Origin of the sequence: Slackia isoflavoniconvertens (genome assembly GCF_003725955.1) — a bacterium.
GTDB classification, from domain to species: domain Bacteria; phylum Actinomycetota; class Coriobacteriia; order Coriobacteriales; family Eggerthellaceae; genus Slackia; species Slackia isoflavoniconvertens.
In genome coordinates, this window is sequence record NZ_QIBZ01000005.1 from 14,278 (window position 1) to 32,455 (window position 18,178).

Consider the following 18,178-nt stretch of genomic DNA (forward strand, 5'->3'; position numbering starts at 1 on the left):
ATTCTCGCGTGCCTTTCCGCGCAATCAATCGTGTATAGGCCCCTGCCAAAAGGTTCGGGCATTCCTGCATATAAAGGAGGAAAAGTGAAGTTCTTTCTCGACACCGCCGATCTCGACGAGATCAAAGAAGCTGCGAGCTGGGGCGCCCTCGCTGGCGTAACTACCAATCCTACGCTGTACTCGCGCATCGGTGGCAAGCTTGACGACTTCCACAACCACATCGCGCGCATCTGCGAAATCGTCGACGGCCCCGTGAGCGCCGAGAGCGTTGCCATGACGCGCGACGAAATCGTGCGCGACGGCCGCGAGCTGGCCGCCATCGCTCCCAACGTCGTGGTGAAGATCCCCACGATGGTCGAGGGCCTGGCCGCATGCCGCACGCTCGCCGACGAGGGCATTCGCGTGAACATGACGCTGTGCTTCACCGTTCCTCAGGCCATTTTGGCCGCCCGCGCTGGCGCTCGCTACATCTCACCGTTCGTAGGCCGTTTCGACGATATCTCTGAAGACGGCCTCTCCCAGCTGGAAAACGTCGTGACCGCTATCAACAACTACGATTACAGCGAGAACACCGTCAACCATGAGCAGGTCGAGATTATCGCCGCTTCCATTCGCAGCGCGAACCACGTGACGCAGGCTGCCCTGATGGGCGCCGATATCGCTACCGTTCCCTTCAATGTTCTGAAGAAAATGATTCAGCATCCGCTTACCGACCGCGGTCTCGAGTCCTTCTTGAAGGACTGGGAGAAGGTCGCTAACGCATGATCGCTGACGAGATGATCACCGAGCCGGCCGCCGCACCCGCGGCGGCCCCCGCGGCCGCGCCTGCGTCCGATGGCGCCGCGAGCGAAGCTGCGCCGAAGAAGCCCAGCGCTCGTCGCGCGAAAAAAGCTGATGAAGCGACTTCCGAATCTGTTGAACCTGCCGCCGAAGCTTCCAAGAAGCGTCGCGGCCGTCCTCGCAAGGCCGATTCCGAGGCCTCTTCCGCCGCAGCCGCGCCTGCGGTAGATGCTGCGACCGAAACTTCAGCCGAAAAGCCGACCGCAAAGCCCAAGCGCACGACGCGCCGCACGAAGTCGGCTGCTTCTGCCGATAAGACTGTAGACGAAGCCGTGGCCGAAAAGCCCGCGCGCCGCACGCGTCGCAAAGCGAGTGTTTCTGCCTCCGAGGGCGAAGAGGGCGTCCAATCCGATAAGAAAGATCAGGCCGAAGAGGCTCCCAAGACGCGCAAGCGTCCAGGCCGCTCAACGAAGCTTCGCGCCGTCGTCGAGGCTTCTGAAAAAGAGGCTGCGCACAGCGATGATTCCCGTAATGATGAGCGTGAGAATACTGCTTCAGAGCGCGATGCTTCCAACGAATCTGGCGCAGAAGAGCGCACCGAGCGTCGTCGCGCAGCTCGCCCCCGCAAATCCGTGCAAATCGACACCTCCTCAAATGACGATTCCGCTGCCGAGGGCGACGCATCCTCCAACGAGGGCGAGTCGAAGGCTGACGGCAATGCTCAGCGCTATCAGAAGCGCGATCGCGGCCAGCGTGCGGAGCGTAATGATCGCCAAAACAAGGGCGAACGCGATTCGCGCAACGGTCGAGATAATCGCGGCGATCGCAATGGCAAAAACCAGCGCGACAATCGCGATTCGCGCAACGGACGCAACGACCGCAACGACCGTCACAATCGCCGCGACCGCAACAATCGCCGCGATCAATATGCTCCGAAAACCAATATCGATGACCTGTCTGCCCTTCGTGTAGCGGAGCTGCGTGAAAAGGCCGCTGAATTCGAAATCGAAATCACGGCCGGCATGAAGAAGGCCGAGCTCGTCGATAAGGTGTTCGAGGCAAGCGTGCGTGCTGAAGGCTTTATCGAAGTCACCGGCATTCTCGACATCATGCAAGACGGCTACGGATTCTTGCGCACGAAGGGGTATTTGCCTAGCGAGCAGGACGTGTATATTGGCACGTCGGTTATTCGCCGCAACAATTTGCGCAAGGGCGATATGGTGAAGGGCCAAACGCGCCCCGCCCGCGAAAACGAGAAGTACGCCGCGCTCCAAACGGTCATCTCGGTTAACGGCATCGCTCCCGAAGAGCAGGGCCGTCGTGTGAAATTCGCCGACCTTACGCCGATTTTCCCCGATGAGCCGCTTACTATGGAGCATGGTCATTCCACGATTACCGCCCGCGTGATTGATTTGGTTTCGCCTATCGGCAAGGGTCAGCGCGGCCTTATCGTGTCGCCTCCGAAGGCCGGTAAAACCACGGTGCTCAAAGATATCGCCGCCGCTATTACGGCGAACAACCCGAGCGTGCACCTGATGTGCCTGCTCGTCGACGAGCGACCCGAGGAAGTAACCGATATGCAGCGTTCCATTGCTGGCGAGGTTATCGCGTCCACGTTCGATATGCCGACCGAAGACCACATCCAAGTTTCCGAGCTCGTCATCGAGCGTGCGAAACGCCTGGTGGAAATGGGGCAAGACGTCGTTATTTTGCTTGACAGCCTCACGCGTCTCGCACGTGCTTACAACTTGGCAACGCCCGCGAGCGGCCGCATTCTGTCGGGTGGCGTTGACTCTACGGCACTTTACCCGCCGAAGCGATTCCTTGGCGCGGCCCGCAACATCGAAGGCGGCGGCAGCCTCACCATTTTGGCTTCCGCTCTTATCGAGACGGGTTCGAAGATGGACGAGGTCATTTTCGAGGAGTTCAAGGGCACGGGCAATATGGAACTCAAGCTTGACCGCTCGTTGGCCGATCGACGCATTTTCCCGGCAATCGATCCGATTGCAAGCGGCACGCGTCGCGAAGATTTGTTGCTTGACCCCCAGGAGGCTCCGGTCATTTGGGCGGTTCGTCGCATTCTCGCGAATATGAATAATACCGAGCGTGCCATGGATATGCTCATCAAGTCGCTCAAGCAGACCGACGACAATAAAGAGTTCCTCATGCGCACGGCGAAGAAGGGCCAAGGCGCCACTATCTCAAGGGATACGACGCTTATGTAGCCCGAGGTTTTGCCGTTGGGAAGCGCACGAGCGGCGGATGATGCGTTTCTTCCGCCGTCGCTCCGGACGGCCCGACACGAAATCGCCGCAGCGCGAATCCGCGTGAGGCGATTGCGTGCGTCGCCTCGTAGTTCGGAGCGTGCGCGTAATGTTTTAAATGAGGTATCATTTACGAACCGTCCTTCGGGGCGGTTTTTTTTACATGCGTGGAAGGAATACCGTGCGAGAGAACGAGCATCGACAGACTATCGTATTGTTCGCGTTGGTGGTGTTGGCATCATCGGTGGGGAATTTGGCCCAGACTGGCCTGAATGCGATGCTCTCTTCGGTATGCGTCGAGTTCGGCATCGCTGAGGGGGTGGGGCAGTGGCTCACGACGTCGTACATGCTCGTGTTGGGCGTCGTTGTGCCTCTGTCTTCGTACTTCATGGGTCGATTCCGTCTTAAAGACCTCACGCTTATTGCCATCGCGTTGTTTGCCGTGGGCGCGCTTGTCTCTGCGATTGCACCGAGTTTTGGTGTGCTGTTTTTGGGCCGTTTGGCGCAAGCCGTTGCAGCGGGTATGCTCTTGCCGCTTGTGCAGACTATCGCCATGACACGCTTTCCCGATGGGCGAAAAGCAACCGCCATGGGCATTTCGGGCATTGCTATGGGGTTTGCGCCGAATATCGGCCCCACGATTGGCGGCGCGATGGTGGAAGGCCTTGGCTGGCGAAGCTTCTTTTGGCTGCTTGTCGCACTGACCGTTGTTGTTGGAATCGCTTGCCAGTTTGCCGTGAAGCGCCGTGACGATGCTTCGTATCCTGCGGGCTTCGATGTGCTTTCTTTCGCGCTTTCCGCGTTTGGATTTGGCGGTTTGCTCATGGGTGCCTCGGAGGTTTCGTCATATTCCTTTATCCATCCGTTCGTGTGGGCTCCGTTGATTGCGGGGGCTGTGTGTCTCTTCGCGTTTGCGAAGCGACAGCGCTCTTTGGAAAACCCGCTTGTCGATTTGGCTATTTTCGACAACAGGGAATTCGTCGACGGCTTCTGGGCTCTCAATTGCTTGTTCGCGTCGTTCATGGGCATTACACTGCTTGTGCCGCTTTATATTGAAGGACTGTGCGGGGGCAGCGCCATGCAGGCTGGTCTCGTGCTTTTGCCAGGCACGGTTGCCGCGCTTATCGCGAACCCGCTTGCGGGCCTGCTCGTCGACAAGATTGGAGCGCGACCCGTCACGCTGTTTTTCGGGGTGTGCCTTGTTGTGGGTTCGTGTCTTATGGTCGCATGCGGCGCCTCGACGCCTTTGTGGGCCGTGTGCGTTATGCAAGGCGTGCGTGCAATGGGCGTTTCGGGTCTTATTGGTCCGCTTATCGCGTGGAGCTTGTCGGGGCTTCGCGGTCGCCAGATTTCCGACGGCTCGGGTTTTGGCACGGCCGCACGTCAAGCATGCGCCTCGATTGGCTGCGCCGGCATGGTGTTCTTCGCTTGTGGCGGCGCATTGGCGGGCGAGGCGGCCTTCCATGCTGCATTCGGGCTTTCCGCCGCTTTCTCCCTTGCCTGCTTCGCGATTATCGCCCTGCACGTAAAATAAGCGAAAGAGCGCTACAATAAGCGACGCATGACATGTTTTGTGATATTGGACGACATCGAGAGGACGAACATGGCCACGCTCGACACCATTAAAGACATTCTTCAGGAAAACCTCGACATCGCGCCCGAAAACGTCGATGAGGATTCGACCTTCGAATCGCTCGGCGTCGATTCGCTCGATATGGTCGAGCTCATTTGCGAGCTCGAAGAGCGCTTGGACGTTGACTTCGGCGAACCCGAAGGCCTCGAGACCATGAGCGACCTTGTGGAATACGTGGACAGCCTGTAATTCCAAGCAACTTTGCGACGAAGACCCAGCTCGTTAGGCTGGGTCTTTTAGTTTTGTGTTCGAAATATGGTTGGCGTACGCTGTTTGACGTACGCGATTCAACGCGGTTGTTACGAAAATGCGTGTCGCTTCTTCGAGGGCATCGCGCGGTGTTAGAGTTCGATTCAGCAAAGGACGAACTCACGAAAGCGAGTGGTTGAGATGACCGACGAGAATAAAAACTTCGCTGGTTCTGTTGATCCCCGGAACGCTCAGGTTCCGCAGCCCCAGCAATACCCGCAGGGCGCATACACCGCGCCTGCGCAGAATCAGCAACCCTATGGCCAGCAGGCCTATCAGCAGCAGGCGTACCAGTATTCCGTATATGCCGCTCAGCAGGCGAGCGAGGCTCAAAGCAAAGCGAATGCCAAAGCGGCTCACAAGGCCGACTCCAACATGAAGGCGGGCCTCGGTAAAACGTTCGCGGCGGGCTTTGGCGGCGCCGCGCTTGCGTTGGTGCTTGGCGCTGGCGGGTTTGCCGGCTACAGTGCGCTTACGGGTAGTGACGGGGGTTCGACCACGCTTGGCTCCACGACAAGCACGGTGATTTCTGCTTCTCCCGATGATTCGGGCGATTCCTCGACGCTTGCCGAGCAGGTGGCGCAGAAATGCCTGCCCTCGATCGTGAGCATCGACATCTATACCAAGAGCTCGTCTTCGGGCTCGATGAATGGCTTCGAAATGCCTGGAACTAACGACGATTCCACGCTTACCAATACATCGCTCGGCAGTGGCGTCGTGATTTCGAAAGATGGATATATCATCACGAACAACCACGTGGTCGAGGGCGCTGACGCCATTAAGGCGACCGTGAATGGCGTGGAATACGACGCGAAGGTCGTGGGCAGCGACTCTTCGAGCGACATCGCGGTGATTAAGGTCGATGCCGACGATTTGACGCCGGTCGAAATCGGCAGTTCGTCCGATTTGCAGGTGGGCGAGTGGGTCATGGCGCTTGGCAGCCCGTTCGGTTTAGAAAACTCGGTGTCGACCGGCGTGGTGAGCGCATTGCAGCGTTCGAATACCATGCAAGACTCCACCACGGGCGAAACAGTGATCTACCCGAACATGATTCAGACCGATGCGACCATTAATCCGGGCAATTCGGGCGGTGCGCTGGTTGATTCCCAAGGCAAATTGATCGGCATTAACTCGATGATCTCGTCGTACTCTGGTTCTTCCTCGGGCGTCGGCTTTGCGATCCCCATCGACTATGCGATTGACCTTGCCCAGCAGATTATCGAAGGCAAAACGCCCACCCATGCCCAGCTTGGCGTTTCTATGGCGCAAATTAATTCTCAAATGGCGACGTATTACGATTTGGCTACCGACGAAGGCGTGTATGTGGCTAATGTTTATGACGGAACCGCTGCTGCCGATGCGGGCATTCAGAAAGGCGACATCATCGTGTCTTTTGACGGACAGAAGGTAACGTCGCCTTCCGAGCTCACGATTGACGTTCGTTCGAAAAATGTCGGTGACAAGGTTGATGTCGTTGTGAATCGCGATGGCGAAGAAAAGACTATTACCGTGACGCTTGGCAGCGATGAGAACTCGATGAGCTCGAATAGCGGTTCGAGCAACGGCTACGGCTCAGGCAACGGCTACGGCTCAGGCAACGGTTATGGGTCTGGCAATGGATACGATTATGGTTATGGCTACGGTTACAACGGTGGTTCGGGCAATGGTTCTGGGTTAGGCGGATTGTTCTAGAACGACGCGGCAAGGTTTTTCGGCTGGCTTGCGTTTATCTTGTGGGTTGGCTGAAACCGCATGAGTTGAACGCTCGTATGTTCTCAACAAAATGGGTGGCTTCCACGACGGAGCCACCCATTTTTTCTGTCGAGATATATGTTCAGGAACCTGTTAAACGCTACGAGCATTTAACAGGTTATTGCGGCGTTTGCCAGTTCGCGGGCTGTCCTGCCATGCCGGCGCGAATACCTTCGATAATTACGAGTAGGCCCTTTTGGAACGAGGTCTCGGAATAGCCTTCGGCGACGGTTTGGCGCCAGCGCTCGTTGAAGCGCGGTTGTTCGGCGGCGGGGTTCGCTTTGCCTGTGAGCATGCCGGGGACGCGCGATGTCGTCGCAAAGCGCGCTGCATCGGCCTCTGCCTGCTTGCGCGCTGCTTCGGCTTGCTCAATGCGCAAGTTTTGGCGTGCGCGCAATGCGAAGCCCGTAAGGTACGAGTCGGTGATGGCGATGAGCTGCACGGCGATATCTTCTGGCATTCCTTGGCCAAGATAGATAAGGCGCAGCTCGAGCATGTAGGGTTCGATGCCGGGCCCGACGCACGGGTCGCACATGAGCTCGGCGAAATGCGGGGAAGAAACGAAGGCTCGACGCAGCGAGAGAGTTGTGCGAATGAGCGTGTCTTCCCAGCGCTCGCCTCGCAGCGCGCGAGTGTCGACTGTTTTCAGAAAACGTTCGACCACTTCATTGAGCAAGCTCTCGCGCGAGGGGATGTAGCCGTACAGGGCCATGGCGCTTACGCCAAGCTCGTTGCCCAGCGCGCGCATTGAGCACCCTTCGGTGCCCTTGTTGGCAATAAGATTGAACGCGCACTGCACGATTTCGTCTTTAGTGAGCGTTCCTTTTTTGCGTTGTTGCTTTGCGTACGCCACGGGTTTCCTTTCTCTGCTCGGCATATGATAAACGGTTTTCTATACGATGTATAGAAAACCGTTATGCACAAAGAAAGATCCTATTTGCTCATGGCATGCCGCATGGGTCTATTGCGCGATAAGGCTTCCAAGGCGCATGCAATCGGCGCTCGCGTCATCGTCAGGGTAGTCTTTCGCGATAACCGAATCGACTACGACGAGCCCCGCTTCTTCGGCGCGCTGCTCCCACAGCTCCATCCATTCGCCGTCATTCCAATCGTACGACCCGAACAAAGCGACCCGTTTGCCTTCGAGCAGCGGCTCGACGGCATCGTACATCGGCAAGAACTCGGTATCTTCCAGTTCTTCGTCACCCATTGCCGGGCAGCCGAAGGCGTATGCCTCGTATTCGTCGAGGCACTCGGGGCCGAAATCCGTGGCGCTGATGAGGTCGGCGTCGCTGCCTTTCGCGCGAACGCCCTGTGCAACGAGGTCGGCCATGGCCTCGGTGTTTCCGGTTCCGCTCCAATATACAATTGCGATTTTGCTCATGGTGTCTCCTATCAAAATGATTCGTATGCAAAAGGCAACCGCTTTCTGTAAACAGTTACCAACGGCTAACAAATAGTGCTTATACCGTATGACCGGCCTTTCGCCAAGTACATTTGCGAAAAAAGTTAATTAAGGGATACAAATCGAGCAATGAATGGCGGCAATTGCGAAGGAGGGGCGCGATTCTCTTTCCGAATCTCGCGCGTTTCGTGCGTTTGCCCCAAGGAAATGCGGGTTCCCTCGCTTTAGCTCTCAAGAGTGGGATATCATGAAACGGTTATGCGAACAGCCAACTTTGCAAGTTTTAATGGAAGGGCGGAACTCCATGGTTTCACGCATCTACGTTGAGAAACGACCCGGCTTTGACGTCGAGGCGCGCCAGCTCGCGGGCGAGCTGCGCACGATTCTCGGTATCGACGGGCTTTCCCGCGTACGCTTGATCAATCGCTATGACGTTGAGGGCATTTCATCTGAACTATTCGACCAGTGCGTGCCTACGGTATTCAGCGAGCCGCAGGCCGATGTCGCAACGGCCGAATTGCCTGTTGAGGGCGCGACGATCGCCGACGACGGAAGCGTGAGCGCTCCTGCGGGCGTGGCGGTGTTCGCGGTGGAATTCCTGCCTGGCCAGTTCGACCAGCGCGCCGATTCTGCAAGCGAATGCGTGCAACTCATTAGCCAAGGCGAGCGTCCCGATGTGCGTTCCGCCAAGGTGTACGTGCTCGAGGGCGAGCTTTCCGCCGCCGATGTTGATGCCATCAAACATTACGTCATCAACCCGATTGAAGCCCGCGAGGCATCTCTTGCGCCGCGCGAGACTCTGCATATGCAGGTCGTGAACCCCGATCCCGTCGAAGTCATTGACGGATTTATCGACCTCGACGAAGCGGGCTTGGAGGCGTTCCTTTCTGAGCGCGGCTTGGCGATGGATTTGGCCGATATCGCATTCTTCCAGAGCTATTTCCAAAAAGAGGGCCGCAACCCCACCATTACCGAGGTGAAGGTTGTCGACACTTATTGGTCCGATCACTGCCGCCATACCACGTTCGGCACCGAGCTTACCGATATCGCCATCGATGACGCCTGCGTGCAGGCCGCGTTTGACAAATACCTGGCTATGCGCGCCGAACTTGGCCGCGAGCATAAGCCGGTGTGCCTCATGGACATGGGCACCATTGGCGCGAAGTACCTCAAGGCTAAGGGCATTATGAAGAATGTCGATGAGTCTGAGGAAATTAACGCCTGCACGGTGAAGGTGACCGTCGACGTGAATGGCAAAGACGAGGACTGGCTGTTCCTCTTCAAGAACGAAACCCATAACCATCCCACCGAGATCGAGCCGTTCGGCGGCGCGGCAACGTGCGTGGGCGGCGCGATTCGCGACCCCCTTTCGGGCCGCAGCTACGTGTACCAGGCCATGCGCGTGACCGGCGCGGCCGATCCCACGCGCCCGGTTTCCGAAACGCTGTCGGGCAAGCTTCCGCAGCGCAAGCTCGTGACCACCGCTGCCGCGGGCTATTCGAGCTATGGCAACCAAATTGGTCTTGCGACCGGCCAGGTTCATGAGCTCTATCATCCCGGTTATGTGGCCAAGCGCATGGAAGTCGGCGCCGTTGTGGGCGCGACTCCCGCAAACCACGTGCGTCGCGAGTGCCCGGCTCCTGGTGACAAGGTCGTGCTGCTTGGTGGCCGCACGGGCCGCGATGGCATTGGAGGTGCGACCGGCTCCTCGAAAACGCAGAATGTTGACAGCATCGAGACCTCGGGCGCCGAGGTTCAGAAGGGCAACGCCCCCGTCGAGCGTAAGATTCAGCGCCTGTTCCGCCGTGGCGACGCGTGCCGCCTGATTAAGCGCTGCAATGACTTCGGTGCTGGCGGCGTTTCCGTTTCCATCGGCGAGCTGTGCGACGGCTTGTCCATTGACTTGGATATGGTTCCCAAGAAATATGATGGTCTCGATGGCACTGAGCTGGCTATTTCTGAGAGCCAGGAGCGCATGTCGGTGGCTTTGGCTGCCGAGGACGTCGAGGAATTCATCGGCTATGCGCATGAGGAAAATCTCGAAGCCGTCGTGGTTGCCACGGTTACCGAAAGCCCGCGCTTGCTCATGACGTGGCGCGGCGATGCTATCGTCGATATTTCGCGCGAATTCTTGAATTCCAATGGCGCGCCGAAGCACCAGGCTGCCCATGTAGTGGCCGCCGAGCCCTACGCTCCGCATTGGGAGGGTGACACGGTTGCCGAGCGCATGAAGAGCCTCGTGACCGATTTGAACGTGTGCTCGAACAAGGGCTTGGGCGAGCGTTTCGACTCCACCATCGGTGCGGCCACGGTGCTCATGCCGTTCGGCGGCGAGCGCCAGCTCACGCCCGCGCAGGCTATGGTCGCGAAGTTCCCAGTCGATGGCGAAACGAACACCGCGAGCGCCATGGCGTGGGGCTTCAATCCCTTCATCATGGAGAAAGACCAGTTCAAGGGTGCGTATATCTCGGTCGTGGAAAGCGTTGCGCGCCTTGTTGCCGCAGGCTTCACGCGTGATGCCGCATATCTTTCCTTCCAGGAATACTTCGAGCGCCTGCGCGATGTTCCCGAGCGTTGGGGCAAGCCCATGGCGGCTGTGCTCGGTGCCTTGGAAGCGCAGATCGACCTGGGCATTGGCGCTATCGGCGGCAAAGATTCCATGTCGGGCTCTTTTGAGGAAGGTGACACCGAAATCAATGTGCCTCCGACGCTCATCTCGTTCGCGGTTTCTACCGGCAAGGTTGATCGCGTGACTTCTCCTGAGTTCAAGGGCGCAGGTCACAAGGTGGTTCGCATCGCTCCCAACGCGTACGATGCGGCCGACCTGGTTCCTGCGGCCGATTCGCTCAACGCCACATTCGCGCTTGTCGAGAAGCTCATCGGCGACGGCTCGGTGTTCGCTGCGGCAACGCCTGGCTATGGTTGCTCCGCTGAGGCGCTCTTCAAAATGTGTCTGGGCAACAAGATCGGCGTGGTGCTTAATGACGTGCTTTCCGCCGATGAGCTGTTCAAGCTCGCTTACGGCAGCTTCTTCATCGAGCTTGCCGATGGCGTTGAGATTCCCGCAACCGATGGCGTGCTTATCGAGCATGTGGGCGAAACCAGTGAGGCATATGTCTTCGGCACGCTTGACGAGACGCTCGATATGGCTGAACTGCAGGAAGCTTGGGAGCACGGCATCGAAGGCGTATTCCCGTATCGCAGCGCCGCCGACGACGCTGCCGCCCATGCCAAGGTTGAAAAAGTGAGCTTCACTGAAGCCAAACCGCTTACGTTCGCTGGCTCTATCGCGCGCCCGCATGTCGTGATTCCCGTGTTCCCGGGCACGAACTGCGAATACGACACCGCGCATGCCTTCGAGCGCGCTGGTGCCGAGGCCGAGGTGTTCGTGATTAACAACCTCACGCCCGCCAAGGTTGCCGAAAGCACGGCTGCGCTGGCCGAGGCTATTCGCCGCAGCCAGATTGTGATGCTGCCGGGCGGTTTCTCGGGCGGCGATGAACCCGATGGATCCGCGAAGTTCATCACGGCATTCTTCCGCGCGCCGCAGGTGACCGAAGCCGTGCGCGATTTGCTACAGAATCGTGACGGCCTTATGTTGGGCATTTGCAACGGCTTCCAAGCGCTCGTGAAGCTGGGCTTGGTGCCTTACGGCGACATCGTTGACGCGACCGCCGCAGCGCCGACGCTGACGTTCAACGAGATTGGCCGTCACCAGAGCGGGCTTGTGCGCACGCGCGTCGCCTCGAACCTTTCGCCGTGGCTTTCTCGCTGCGAAGTGGGCGACATTCACACGGTGGCGATTTCTCATGGCGAGGGCCGCTTTGTTGCAAGCGATGAAGTCATTGCCCAGATGAAGGCCGCCGGCCAAATCGCCACGCAGTACGTCGACGCCGCGGGCGAGCCGAGCATGGCGCTCGGTGCAAATCCGAATGGCTCGGTGCTCGCCATCGAGGGCATCACAAGCCCCGATGGCCGCATCTTCGGCAAGATGGGTCACTCTGAGCGCAGTGGCGCTGGCTTGTACAAGAATGTGCCGGGCGATAAGTATCAACCGCTCTTCGAGGGCGGCGTGAACTACTTCGCCTAGACGAGGTAAGTCGCCTGAATACCATGCGGGCCGTTCCAGATGGAACGGCCCGTTTTCTATATTTAATCGGAATTCTGCTAAGCCCTTGCGGGTTGCGAAGTGGTATGCGCGGTTTTGCAGGAAGTTGGCGCGCATGGCCCTGGCGTGAGGACGCTCGAAGTGTCGAGACGTTATTTGTCCAGAGATCTTTTTTGGTAAAGCCCGGCTTGTTCAAATCCGAGGCGTGCGTAGTAGCCTCGCGTGCCTATGGCACTAATGACATTGATGGTTCGGTATCCAGCTTCGACCGCAATCTCGCATGCGCGTTCGACGAGCGCCTTTCCGAGGCCTCGATGCTGCGCATTTTGCCCCTCGCCGTGAAGTTGGGCGACTTTTCCGTATACATGCACTTCGCGAATCATGGCTTGTCCAGCTTCGATAGGGAAGGCGCCTTCGGTTTCTTGCAACTTTTCGACCTCGTGCTGGCAGGGGAGCGAGAGGCGTAAAAAGCCAGCGATGCGATTTTCGGGCGTCACCCACTGCAGGAAATGCTCGTTTGTGTTTGAGGTTTCGTATTCGAAATCGACAAGCGATAGCTCGCCGATTTCCGTCTGCGCTCCCGCGAGTTCGCGATGATGAATCTCCTGGATTGGTGCGTCGTTTTGTGCGGCTAAGCGATCGGCTTCCGCTTCCACGACTTCGCGAAGGTTGACCTTCTTATTCCCGTCGACAATATCGCCCGATGAGAAATCGCGAATCATGCGTGAGATGCGCGTGTAAGGCGGGGTTGCGAGCACGTTGTCGGCAAGCACGCCCACGAGTTCGCGTTCGTTGTAGGGCCGCCACGTGCCGTCGGCATAGTGCGCCATGAGCCCCGTGCCATCGATGAGCGCGCAGGGGTACATTTTCACCTCGTCGGGCAAGAATCGCTTGTCGCTTACAAGCGTGCGGAAATCGGAGGCATCGCCGTCCGGCGTGGCCCCAAGCAGATTCGCCATGAAATGAGCGTGCGATTTGAAGCCGAAAAGGCGGCAGAGCGCGAATGCCTGCGCGATTTGTTCGGTCGAGGTATGGCGCCTGTTCGCCTCGAGCACATGCTCGTCGAGGCTTTGCACGCCCATTTGGATTTTGGTGCAGCCGAGCGCGCGCATAAGGGTGAGCGACTCGCAATTGATGGAGTCGGGGCGCGTTTCAATGACGAGGCCCACGTTGCGGTGCGCGGCATTCACGTTGCGCTCGTGTTCGCGGAAAACGTCGTCGAGCGTGGCGTTTTGCATGGTCGATACGTGTTGCCAAGCGTGATTTTCGCCGTAGAGTTCACGAATCGCCTGGGCGTGCGATTCTTTGCCTTCGTATACGCGTTGTTGAGCTTTTGCGCATGCCCGAGCAAGCGTTTCGGGGCTATGTGAAATGCCCGCCTCGTCGTAGAACGCGCGTCGTTCGGCTTCGTTTTGTAGGGCGAAGTCGAGCGACGCCATGCATCGGCCGCCCGTATCGGCGGCTGCGCTGTCGTCGTTGCCATTGTCGTTTTTGTCGTCGCAGTCGTGCGCCGAGCCGTGCTCCTCTGCATCGTTGAGCGCACGGAACAGTTCGTGCACGAACCAGATGCGATAGCCTTCGGGGTAATCGTTCCATGTGCCGCCCAACACGATGAGCTCGATTTTGTCGGTTACGTGCCCCATGCTCTCGAGCGCGCGAAGGCGCGATGACACCTGAAGGTAGGGGTCGAAGCAGTTGCGTTCTGCGCGCTGACATGCGGGTTCGTTGTGCAAATAGCTTTTCGGCATGCGCACGTCGTTGGGACAATAGATGCACGCGCCCGAGCAGAGCCATGGCTTGGTTATGACGGTAATGGTGGCGACGCCCGATGCGGTGCGGCGGGGTTTCATGCGCAATGTTTGAAGCAGGAGCGCGTCTTCGTTGGGCGAAATATTCCACGAGCTCCAGCGCTGCGGGTCGCTCTCGCGCACTTTCAGAAAAAACGGCAGGGCGCGTCGCTTTGAGATGTGTGACTTATTTTCGCGAATTCCCTGGTTGTGGGCACGTACGATATCTTCGAGCTCGTTTGCTGCGAGCGCGCGCTCAAGCTCGCGAATGCGAGCGAGTATGTCCAAAATGAAATCTTCCATACGCGAATTGTAACGGAAGGTGCGATGCGATTCCGATTCACGCCGACGTCGCTTTCAAAAAGCCGCGATTTGCGCAGGTTTTTCAAATTGCCGCTCGGAGCTCATAAATGCTCAAGACTTGGAACTGAGATTCGCGTCTAACTTTTCGCTCGCCTTGTGCTGGCGGCTCTAAAACCTGCGAAAATCGAGCATTTTGTTGCATCGAGCGGTTCCGATAGATGGGCGGCTACTCCCCTCGACCCCATGTCCAGCTTAACGGGTCGATTGGGGTGCGCCAGTCGCATGGGTCGGGCGCGGCAAATGTTCGTGTGCCGGCGATGATGAAGTCGATACCTTGGCGGAAGCGCTCGAGCTCGGTGTCGTTTGCAGAGATGCGCGACCAATCGCCGCCCATATTGGAATCGTCGCCCTGTTCCTCGAGTTCGAGTTGACGTTTCGCTGCGACATCGATGAAGCCGGTAAGGAACGAGCGCAGTACGCCATACATGACCTCATACACCTTGAGTGGCATGCCTTGATCGGCATGCAGGTAATAGACGCTTCGTTGATGCTGTTGCGGCGGGTTGAGCTGCGTTTGAAGCTGCATAATGCGAATGTTAGGGTGGCGAAGGTTTACCGTGAGAATCGATTCGCAAGTGCGATGCAATGTGTCTTCCCAGAACTCTCCCGGAACGGGGGCATTGTCGTATTCGTCCATCATTTTCTGAATCACAAGAAAGAGAAGTTGTTGCTTGGATGGAACGTAGGTGTAGATGCTCATGGTTCCCATGCCAAGATTATCGGCCAAGGCACGCATAGAAAACTTTCCGTAGCCGTGCTCGTCAATCATGCGAAATGCCGCATCGACCACCTGCCCTTGCGAAAGTGATCGTTCCATGCCGGGCTTTGATTTGCTCGTACAATTCTTGGCTTGTTCGCTGGTGGTTTTCTCGGCCATAGACGCTCCTTGGATGGTGTAGAGGTCTTTGCTTCGCTCGCTTTTGATGGCGGGCTTCATTTTGATTGAATTCTAACGCGTTGTTATACGGCCAAGGAGCGATTGTCCTCATTCTTCCCATAAGTTGCGTTAATGCATTGTGCGCTCATCGAATCATTCGAAACGTCTTCAAACAGTAGTCTTGAAATACTCCGTACAGCGTACTAAGATACGTCTTGTCGTAAAGCCGTACTATGTACGGCCTTGTATTGAGAATTCGTCAAGGCCGTCGGCGTGCGCTTTGCATGCGAAGGAAGAGGCGTCGTTGCGGAATGGAGCCGCGTGACGCTGAGTTGATCAAGGGAGGAACATTGGCAGAAGGGACTGAAGGGCTTTCCCGCCGCGGCTTTATGCGCGCGGCAGGCTTGAGCCTGATTGGCGCTGCGGCTGCTGGTGGGGCGTTGAGCCTTGCTGGTTGCTCGAGCGACAATGCCCAGGGCGGCGTGGCCGTTGAGAACAAGGGCGGTTGCGGCGATTTTAACGAGAGCTTGTATACCGATGCATTTCCGGTGAAAACCCGCAACGTGCCTGTGATCGATGTCGAGAGCGGCATCGTGCGTCAGGGCAACGTCGCATTCGAGATGCGCAATATCGCGGAAAACGAAATTGTGCGTACCGAGGAAACCGACGTATTGGTATGCGGCTGTGGTCTTACGGGATCGGTTGCTGCGCTAGCGGCGAGCGATGATGGCGAGACGCGCGTGCTTTGCATTGAAAAGATGTCGAAGGGCCGCGGTATGTTCGAGGGCATGGGCGTCGTTGGCGGCAGCGTAATGGAGGCGGCTGGCAATGAGGTTGACAAAGCCGAGATGATGGACCGCATGCGCCATGCTGCCTATTATCGCGTTCCCATTGACCCCATTAAACTGTGGGCGGACCGTTCGGGCGAGGCTGCCGATTGGCTGCAGGAGAAGTTCGATGAGGGCGAAGCGGGCATCGTCGAGTTCTACAAAGCCAACAATCCGAACGCGCATAATTTCGATGTCCCCCAGACGGAAATTGAATTCAAGTGCGACCAATGGAGCGAAACGACGACGAAAAATGCCGGTGGCGCTGGTATTTATATTGTTGCCGACCTGGCAAATACGCTTGGCAAGCGTGAGAATGCCGATTTGCGCTACAACACGGCGGCTGTGCAGCTCGAACGAAACGATGAGGGTCGCGTGACGGGCGCTATTTGCAAAGATGCAGATGGCTACTTCCGCGTGAACGCTTCGAAGGGCGTTGTGCTGGCGACGGGTGGTTTTGACGCGAACCCTGCCATGCTCAAGGCGTGGTGCCGCGCCGAAGACATTGCCGCATGCGCGAGCTGGTGCCCCAATGAGGGCACGACGGGCGATGGCCAGCTGATGGGATTGGCTGTAGGCGGTCAGATGGATCCGCTGCCCGCGGCCATTATGAATTTTGACTTCGGCAGCCCAGATTCGTTCTATGCGAGCAATCTGGGTATTACGGCGCTTGTCTCGCAGGGCATTATGATTAACGAGCAGGGCCGTCGATTCTGCAGCGAGGGCCTGCCGTTCCAGGCGCGATCCAACGCTATTACGGCCCAGGCTCACTACGGCACGAAAACCTTCCGCGTGGCCTCCACTACGCAGCTCGGCAAAAACGCTGATGCCATTCTGGAGAAACTGCAGCCTTATATCGAAAAGGATTGGGCGCATGAGGCATCGAGCCTTGACGAGCTGGCTAAATGGATGGACGTGCCTGCAGCTACTTTGAAGGCTGAAGTTGCGCAGTTCAATACGTTTGTCGACAACAAGAAAGATGAGATGTTCAACCGTCCCATGGCGAAAGCCACCAAGGTCGAAGGCGAGAAGTATTACGCGATTAAGCACCAGTCGTCCATCTTGGCGACCGTGTCGGGCTTGGTCGTGGACTACCACTGCCGCGTGCTCGATTATGACAACGAGCCTATTGAGGGCTTGTATGCTGCGGGCGGTGCGTCGGGCGGCTTTTTCTCGGGTAACTATCCGCGCCATATTTTCGGCCCGTCGGTTGGCCGTTGCGTGACCTTTGGTTACGTTTCGGGCCAGACCGCTGCGCAGGGGGTGAACTAAATGACTGAAGAAATGAAGGAGTCCGCCCAGGCTGAAACGGTGAAGGCGGAAAAAGTTGGCAAAAAACGTTGGCCGATCGTTGTGAGCGTTATTGTTGCCGTGCTTGTGGTTGCTGGCATTGGCGGTTTCGCGTGGCACAATACGCCGAGCTTCTGCGGCACGGTTTGCCACAGTTCCATGAGCGAGCATGTTGATAATTACTATGGCGCCGACGATACGAATGGAGCGGGCCTTGCCCATTGGCATGGCGTGAATGCGGGCACGACGTGCCTTGACTGTCATAAAGCCGACATTAACACGCAGGTTGCTGAGCTTGGAAGTCAGCTGTCGGGCGATACCGACAATCTGGGCTTGGCCGATCGCTATTATGTCGACAACGATACGTGTCTGTCGTGTCACGGCGATAGCTATGAGGCGCTTGCTGAGCAGACTGCCGATTTGAAGCCGTACAATCCGCACGATTCCCCTCATGGCCAGCTGAATTGCAATGAATGCCATAAGGGCCATGCCCAGCAGGTTGATACCTGCGGCCAGTGCCACCCTAATGGCGGCCAGACGATGCGTGGAACGAATTAGGCGCGGATAGACCTCGTCGTTCCTCTGCTGTTCCAACGCTGGTGGCAATAGATGCGTAGTGTGCTTTCGTCGCTTTTTGTAAGCAAGGTTCAGCAATAGCATCTTATGCGGTAGTGTACGTTCTTTTTCATAGAGGCCTCGCTTTATGCGGGGCCTTTTGTATGAGCCGTTTTCGCAGATGTTGCGCCGCTTGTCGTTATGGAGCGTGGGGCGCGCGTCGCAACGGGTATAATCGCCGAAGCTAGCTTTGGCGGCCAGGGCCGTCGGCATCGTTTGCGGCATGGA

At 57.6% G+C, this 18,178-nt stretch carries 12 protein-coding genes; 8 read left to right on the forward strand and 4 right to left on the reverse strand.

Annotated elements, in window-relative coordinates:
- Nucleotides 1-84: 84 nt before the first annotated feature.
- From fsa to DMP05_RS03555, 5 genes are all read left to right on the forward strand, one after another.
- Nucleotides 85-765: a fructose-6-phosphate aldolase gene (gene fsa, locus DMP05_RS03535; RefSeq protein WP_123219193.1), complete on the forward strand. Its 681-nt coding sequence runs from the start codon at nt 85-87 to the stop codon at nt 763-765.
- A complete protein-coding gene (gene rho / locus DMP05_RS03540; protein WP_123219194.1) occupies nt 762-3,005 on the forward strand; it encodes a transcription termination factor Rho in 2,244 nt (747 codons plus the stop codon). Before fsa ends, rho begins: the two co-directional genes overlap by 4 nt.
- A 220-nt stretch (nt 3,006-3,225) precedes the next feature.
- The gene (locus DMP05_RS03545; protein ID WP_244595026.1) at nt 3,226-4,578 is read left to right on the forward strand and encodes a DHA2 family efflux MFS transporter permease subunit; all 1,353 of its coding nucleotides are present in this window, start codon (nt 3,226-3,228) and stop codon (nt 4,576-4,578) included.
- 69 nt (nt 4,579-4,647) lie between these two features.
- A complete protein-coding gene (locus DMP05_RS03550; RefSeq protein ID WP_114616307.1) occupies nt 4,648-4,866 on the forward strand; it encodes an acyl carrier protein in 219 nt (72 codons plus the stop codon).
- 201 nt (nt 4,867-5,067) lie between these two features.
- The gene (locus DMP05_RS03555; protein WP_123219196.1) at nt 5,068-6,618 is read left to right on the forward strand and encodes a S1C family serine protease; all 1,551 of its coding nucleotides are present in this window, start codon (nt 5,068-5,070) and stop codon (nt 6,616-6,618) included.
- Nucleotides 6,619-6,796: 178 nt separating this feature from the next.
- Here the strand turns inward: DMP05_RS03555 and DMP05_RS03560 are convergent, their stop codons facing one another.
- The gene (locus tag DMP05_RS03560) at nt 6,797-7,531 is read right to left on the reverse strand and encodes a TetR/AcrR family transcriptional regulator (RefSeq protein ID WP_161957458.1); all 735 of its coding nucleotides are present in this window, start codon (nt 7,529-7,531) and stop codon (nt 6,797-6,799) included.
- Between the two features lie 108 nt (nt 7,532-7,639).
- Nucleotides 7,640-8,062 (reverse strand): flavodoxin, encoded by a 423-nt coding sequence (locus DMP05_RS03565; RefSeq protein WP_123219197.1) that lies wholly within the window; start codon nt 8,060-8,062, stop codon nt 7,640-7,642.
- Between the two features lie 325 nt (nt 8,063-8,387).
- Between DMP05_RS03565 and DMP05_RS03570 the strand changes: the two genes are divergently transcribed.
- The gene (locus DMP05_RS03570; protein ID WP_123219198.1) at nt 8,388-12,173 is read left to right on the forward strand and encodes a phosphoribosylformylglycinamidine synthase; all 3,786 of its coding nucleotides are present in this window, start codon (nt 8,388-8,390) and stop codon (nt 12,171-12,173) included.
- Between the two features lie 170 nt (nt 12,174-12,343).
- Here DMP05_RS03570 and DMP05_RS03575 read toward each other — a convergent pair whose 3' ends face one another.
- Together DMP05_RS03575 and DMP05_RS03580 are read right to left on the reverse strand one after the other, a co-directional pair.
- Nucleotides 12,344-14,266: an elongator complex protein 3 gene (locus tag DMP05_RS03575; protein ID WP_244595027.1), complete on the reverse strand. Its 1,923-nt coding sequence runs from the start codon at nt 14,264-14,266 to the stop codon at nt 12,344-12,346.
- 241 nt (nt 14,267-14,507) lie between these two features.
- On the reverse strand, nt 14,508-15,158 hold the full coding sequence (locus tag DMP05_RS03580) for a TetR/AcrR family transcriptional regulator (protein WP_211326846.1): 651 nt from the start codon (nt 15,156-15,158) through the stop codon (nt 14,508-14,510).
- A gap of 410 nt (nt 15,159-15,568) precedes the next feature.
- On the opposite strand from DMP05_RS03580, the gene DMP05_RS03585 reads away from it, so the two are divergent.
- Complete coding sequence (locus DMP05_RS03585) at nt 15,569-17,317, forward strand: FAD-dependent oxidoreductase (RefSeq protein WP_161957460.1); 1,749 nt, start codon at nt 15,569-15,571, stop codon at nt 17,315-17,317.
- Nucleotides 17,318-17,893 carry a cytochrome c3 family protein gene (locus DMP05_RS03590; protein WP_123219202.1) on the forward strand — a complete coding sequence of 192 codons (576 nt, stop codon included), beginning with the start codon at nt 17,318-17,320 and terminating at the stop codon, nt 17,891-17,893.
- Nucleotides 17,894-18,178: the final 285 nt, after the last annotated feature.

Excerpts from the sequence above, each read along its gene's own strand:
- rho (WP_123219194.1), top strand. The coding sequence starts at position 762 with ATGATCGCTGACGAGATGATCACCGAGCCGGCCGCCGCACCCGCGGCG.
- DMP05_RS03550 (WP_114616307.1), top strand. The coding sequence starts at position 4,648 with ATGGCCACGCTCGACACCATTAAAGACATTCTTCAGGAAAACCTCGAC.
- DMP05_RS03555 (WP_123219196.1), top strand. The coding sequence starts at position 5,068 with ATGACCGACGAGAATAAAAACTTCGCTGGTTCTGTTGATCCCCGGAAC.
- DMP05_RS03565 (WP_123219197.1), bottom strand. The coding sequence starts at position 8,062 with ATGAGCAAAATCGCAATTGTATATTGGAGCGGAACCGGAAACACCGAG.
- DMP05_RS03570 (WP_123219198.1), top strand. The coding sequence starts at position 8,388 with ATGGTTTCACGCATCTACGTTGAGAAACGACCCGGCTTTGACGTCGAG.
- DMP05_RS03580 (WP_211326846.1), bottom strand. The coding sequence starts at position 15,158 with ATGGAACGATCACTTTCGCAAGGGCAGGTGGTCGATGCGGCATTTCGC.
- DMP05_RS03590 (WP_123219202.1), top strand. The coding sequence starts at position 17,318 with ATGACTGAAGAAATGAAGGAGTCCGCCCAGGCTGAAACGGTGAAGGCG.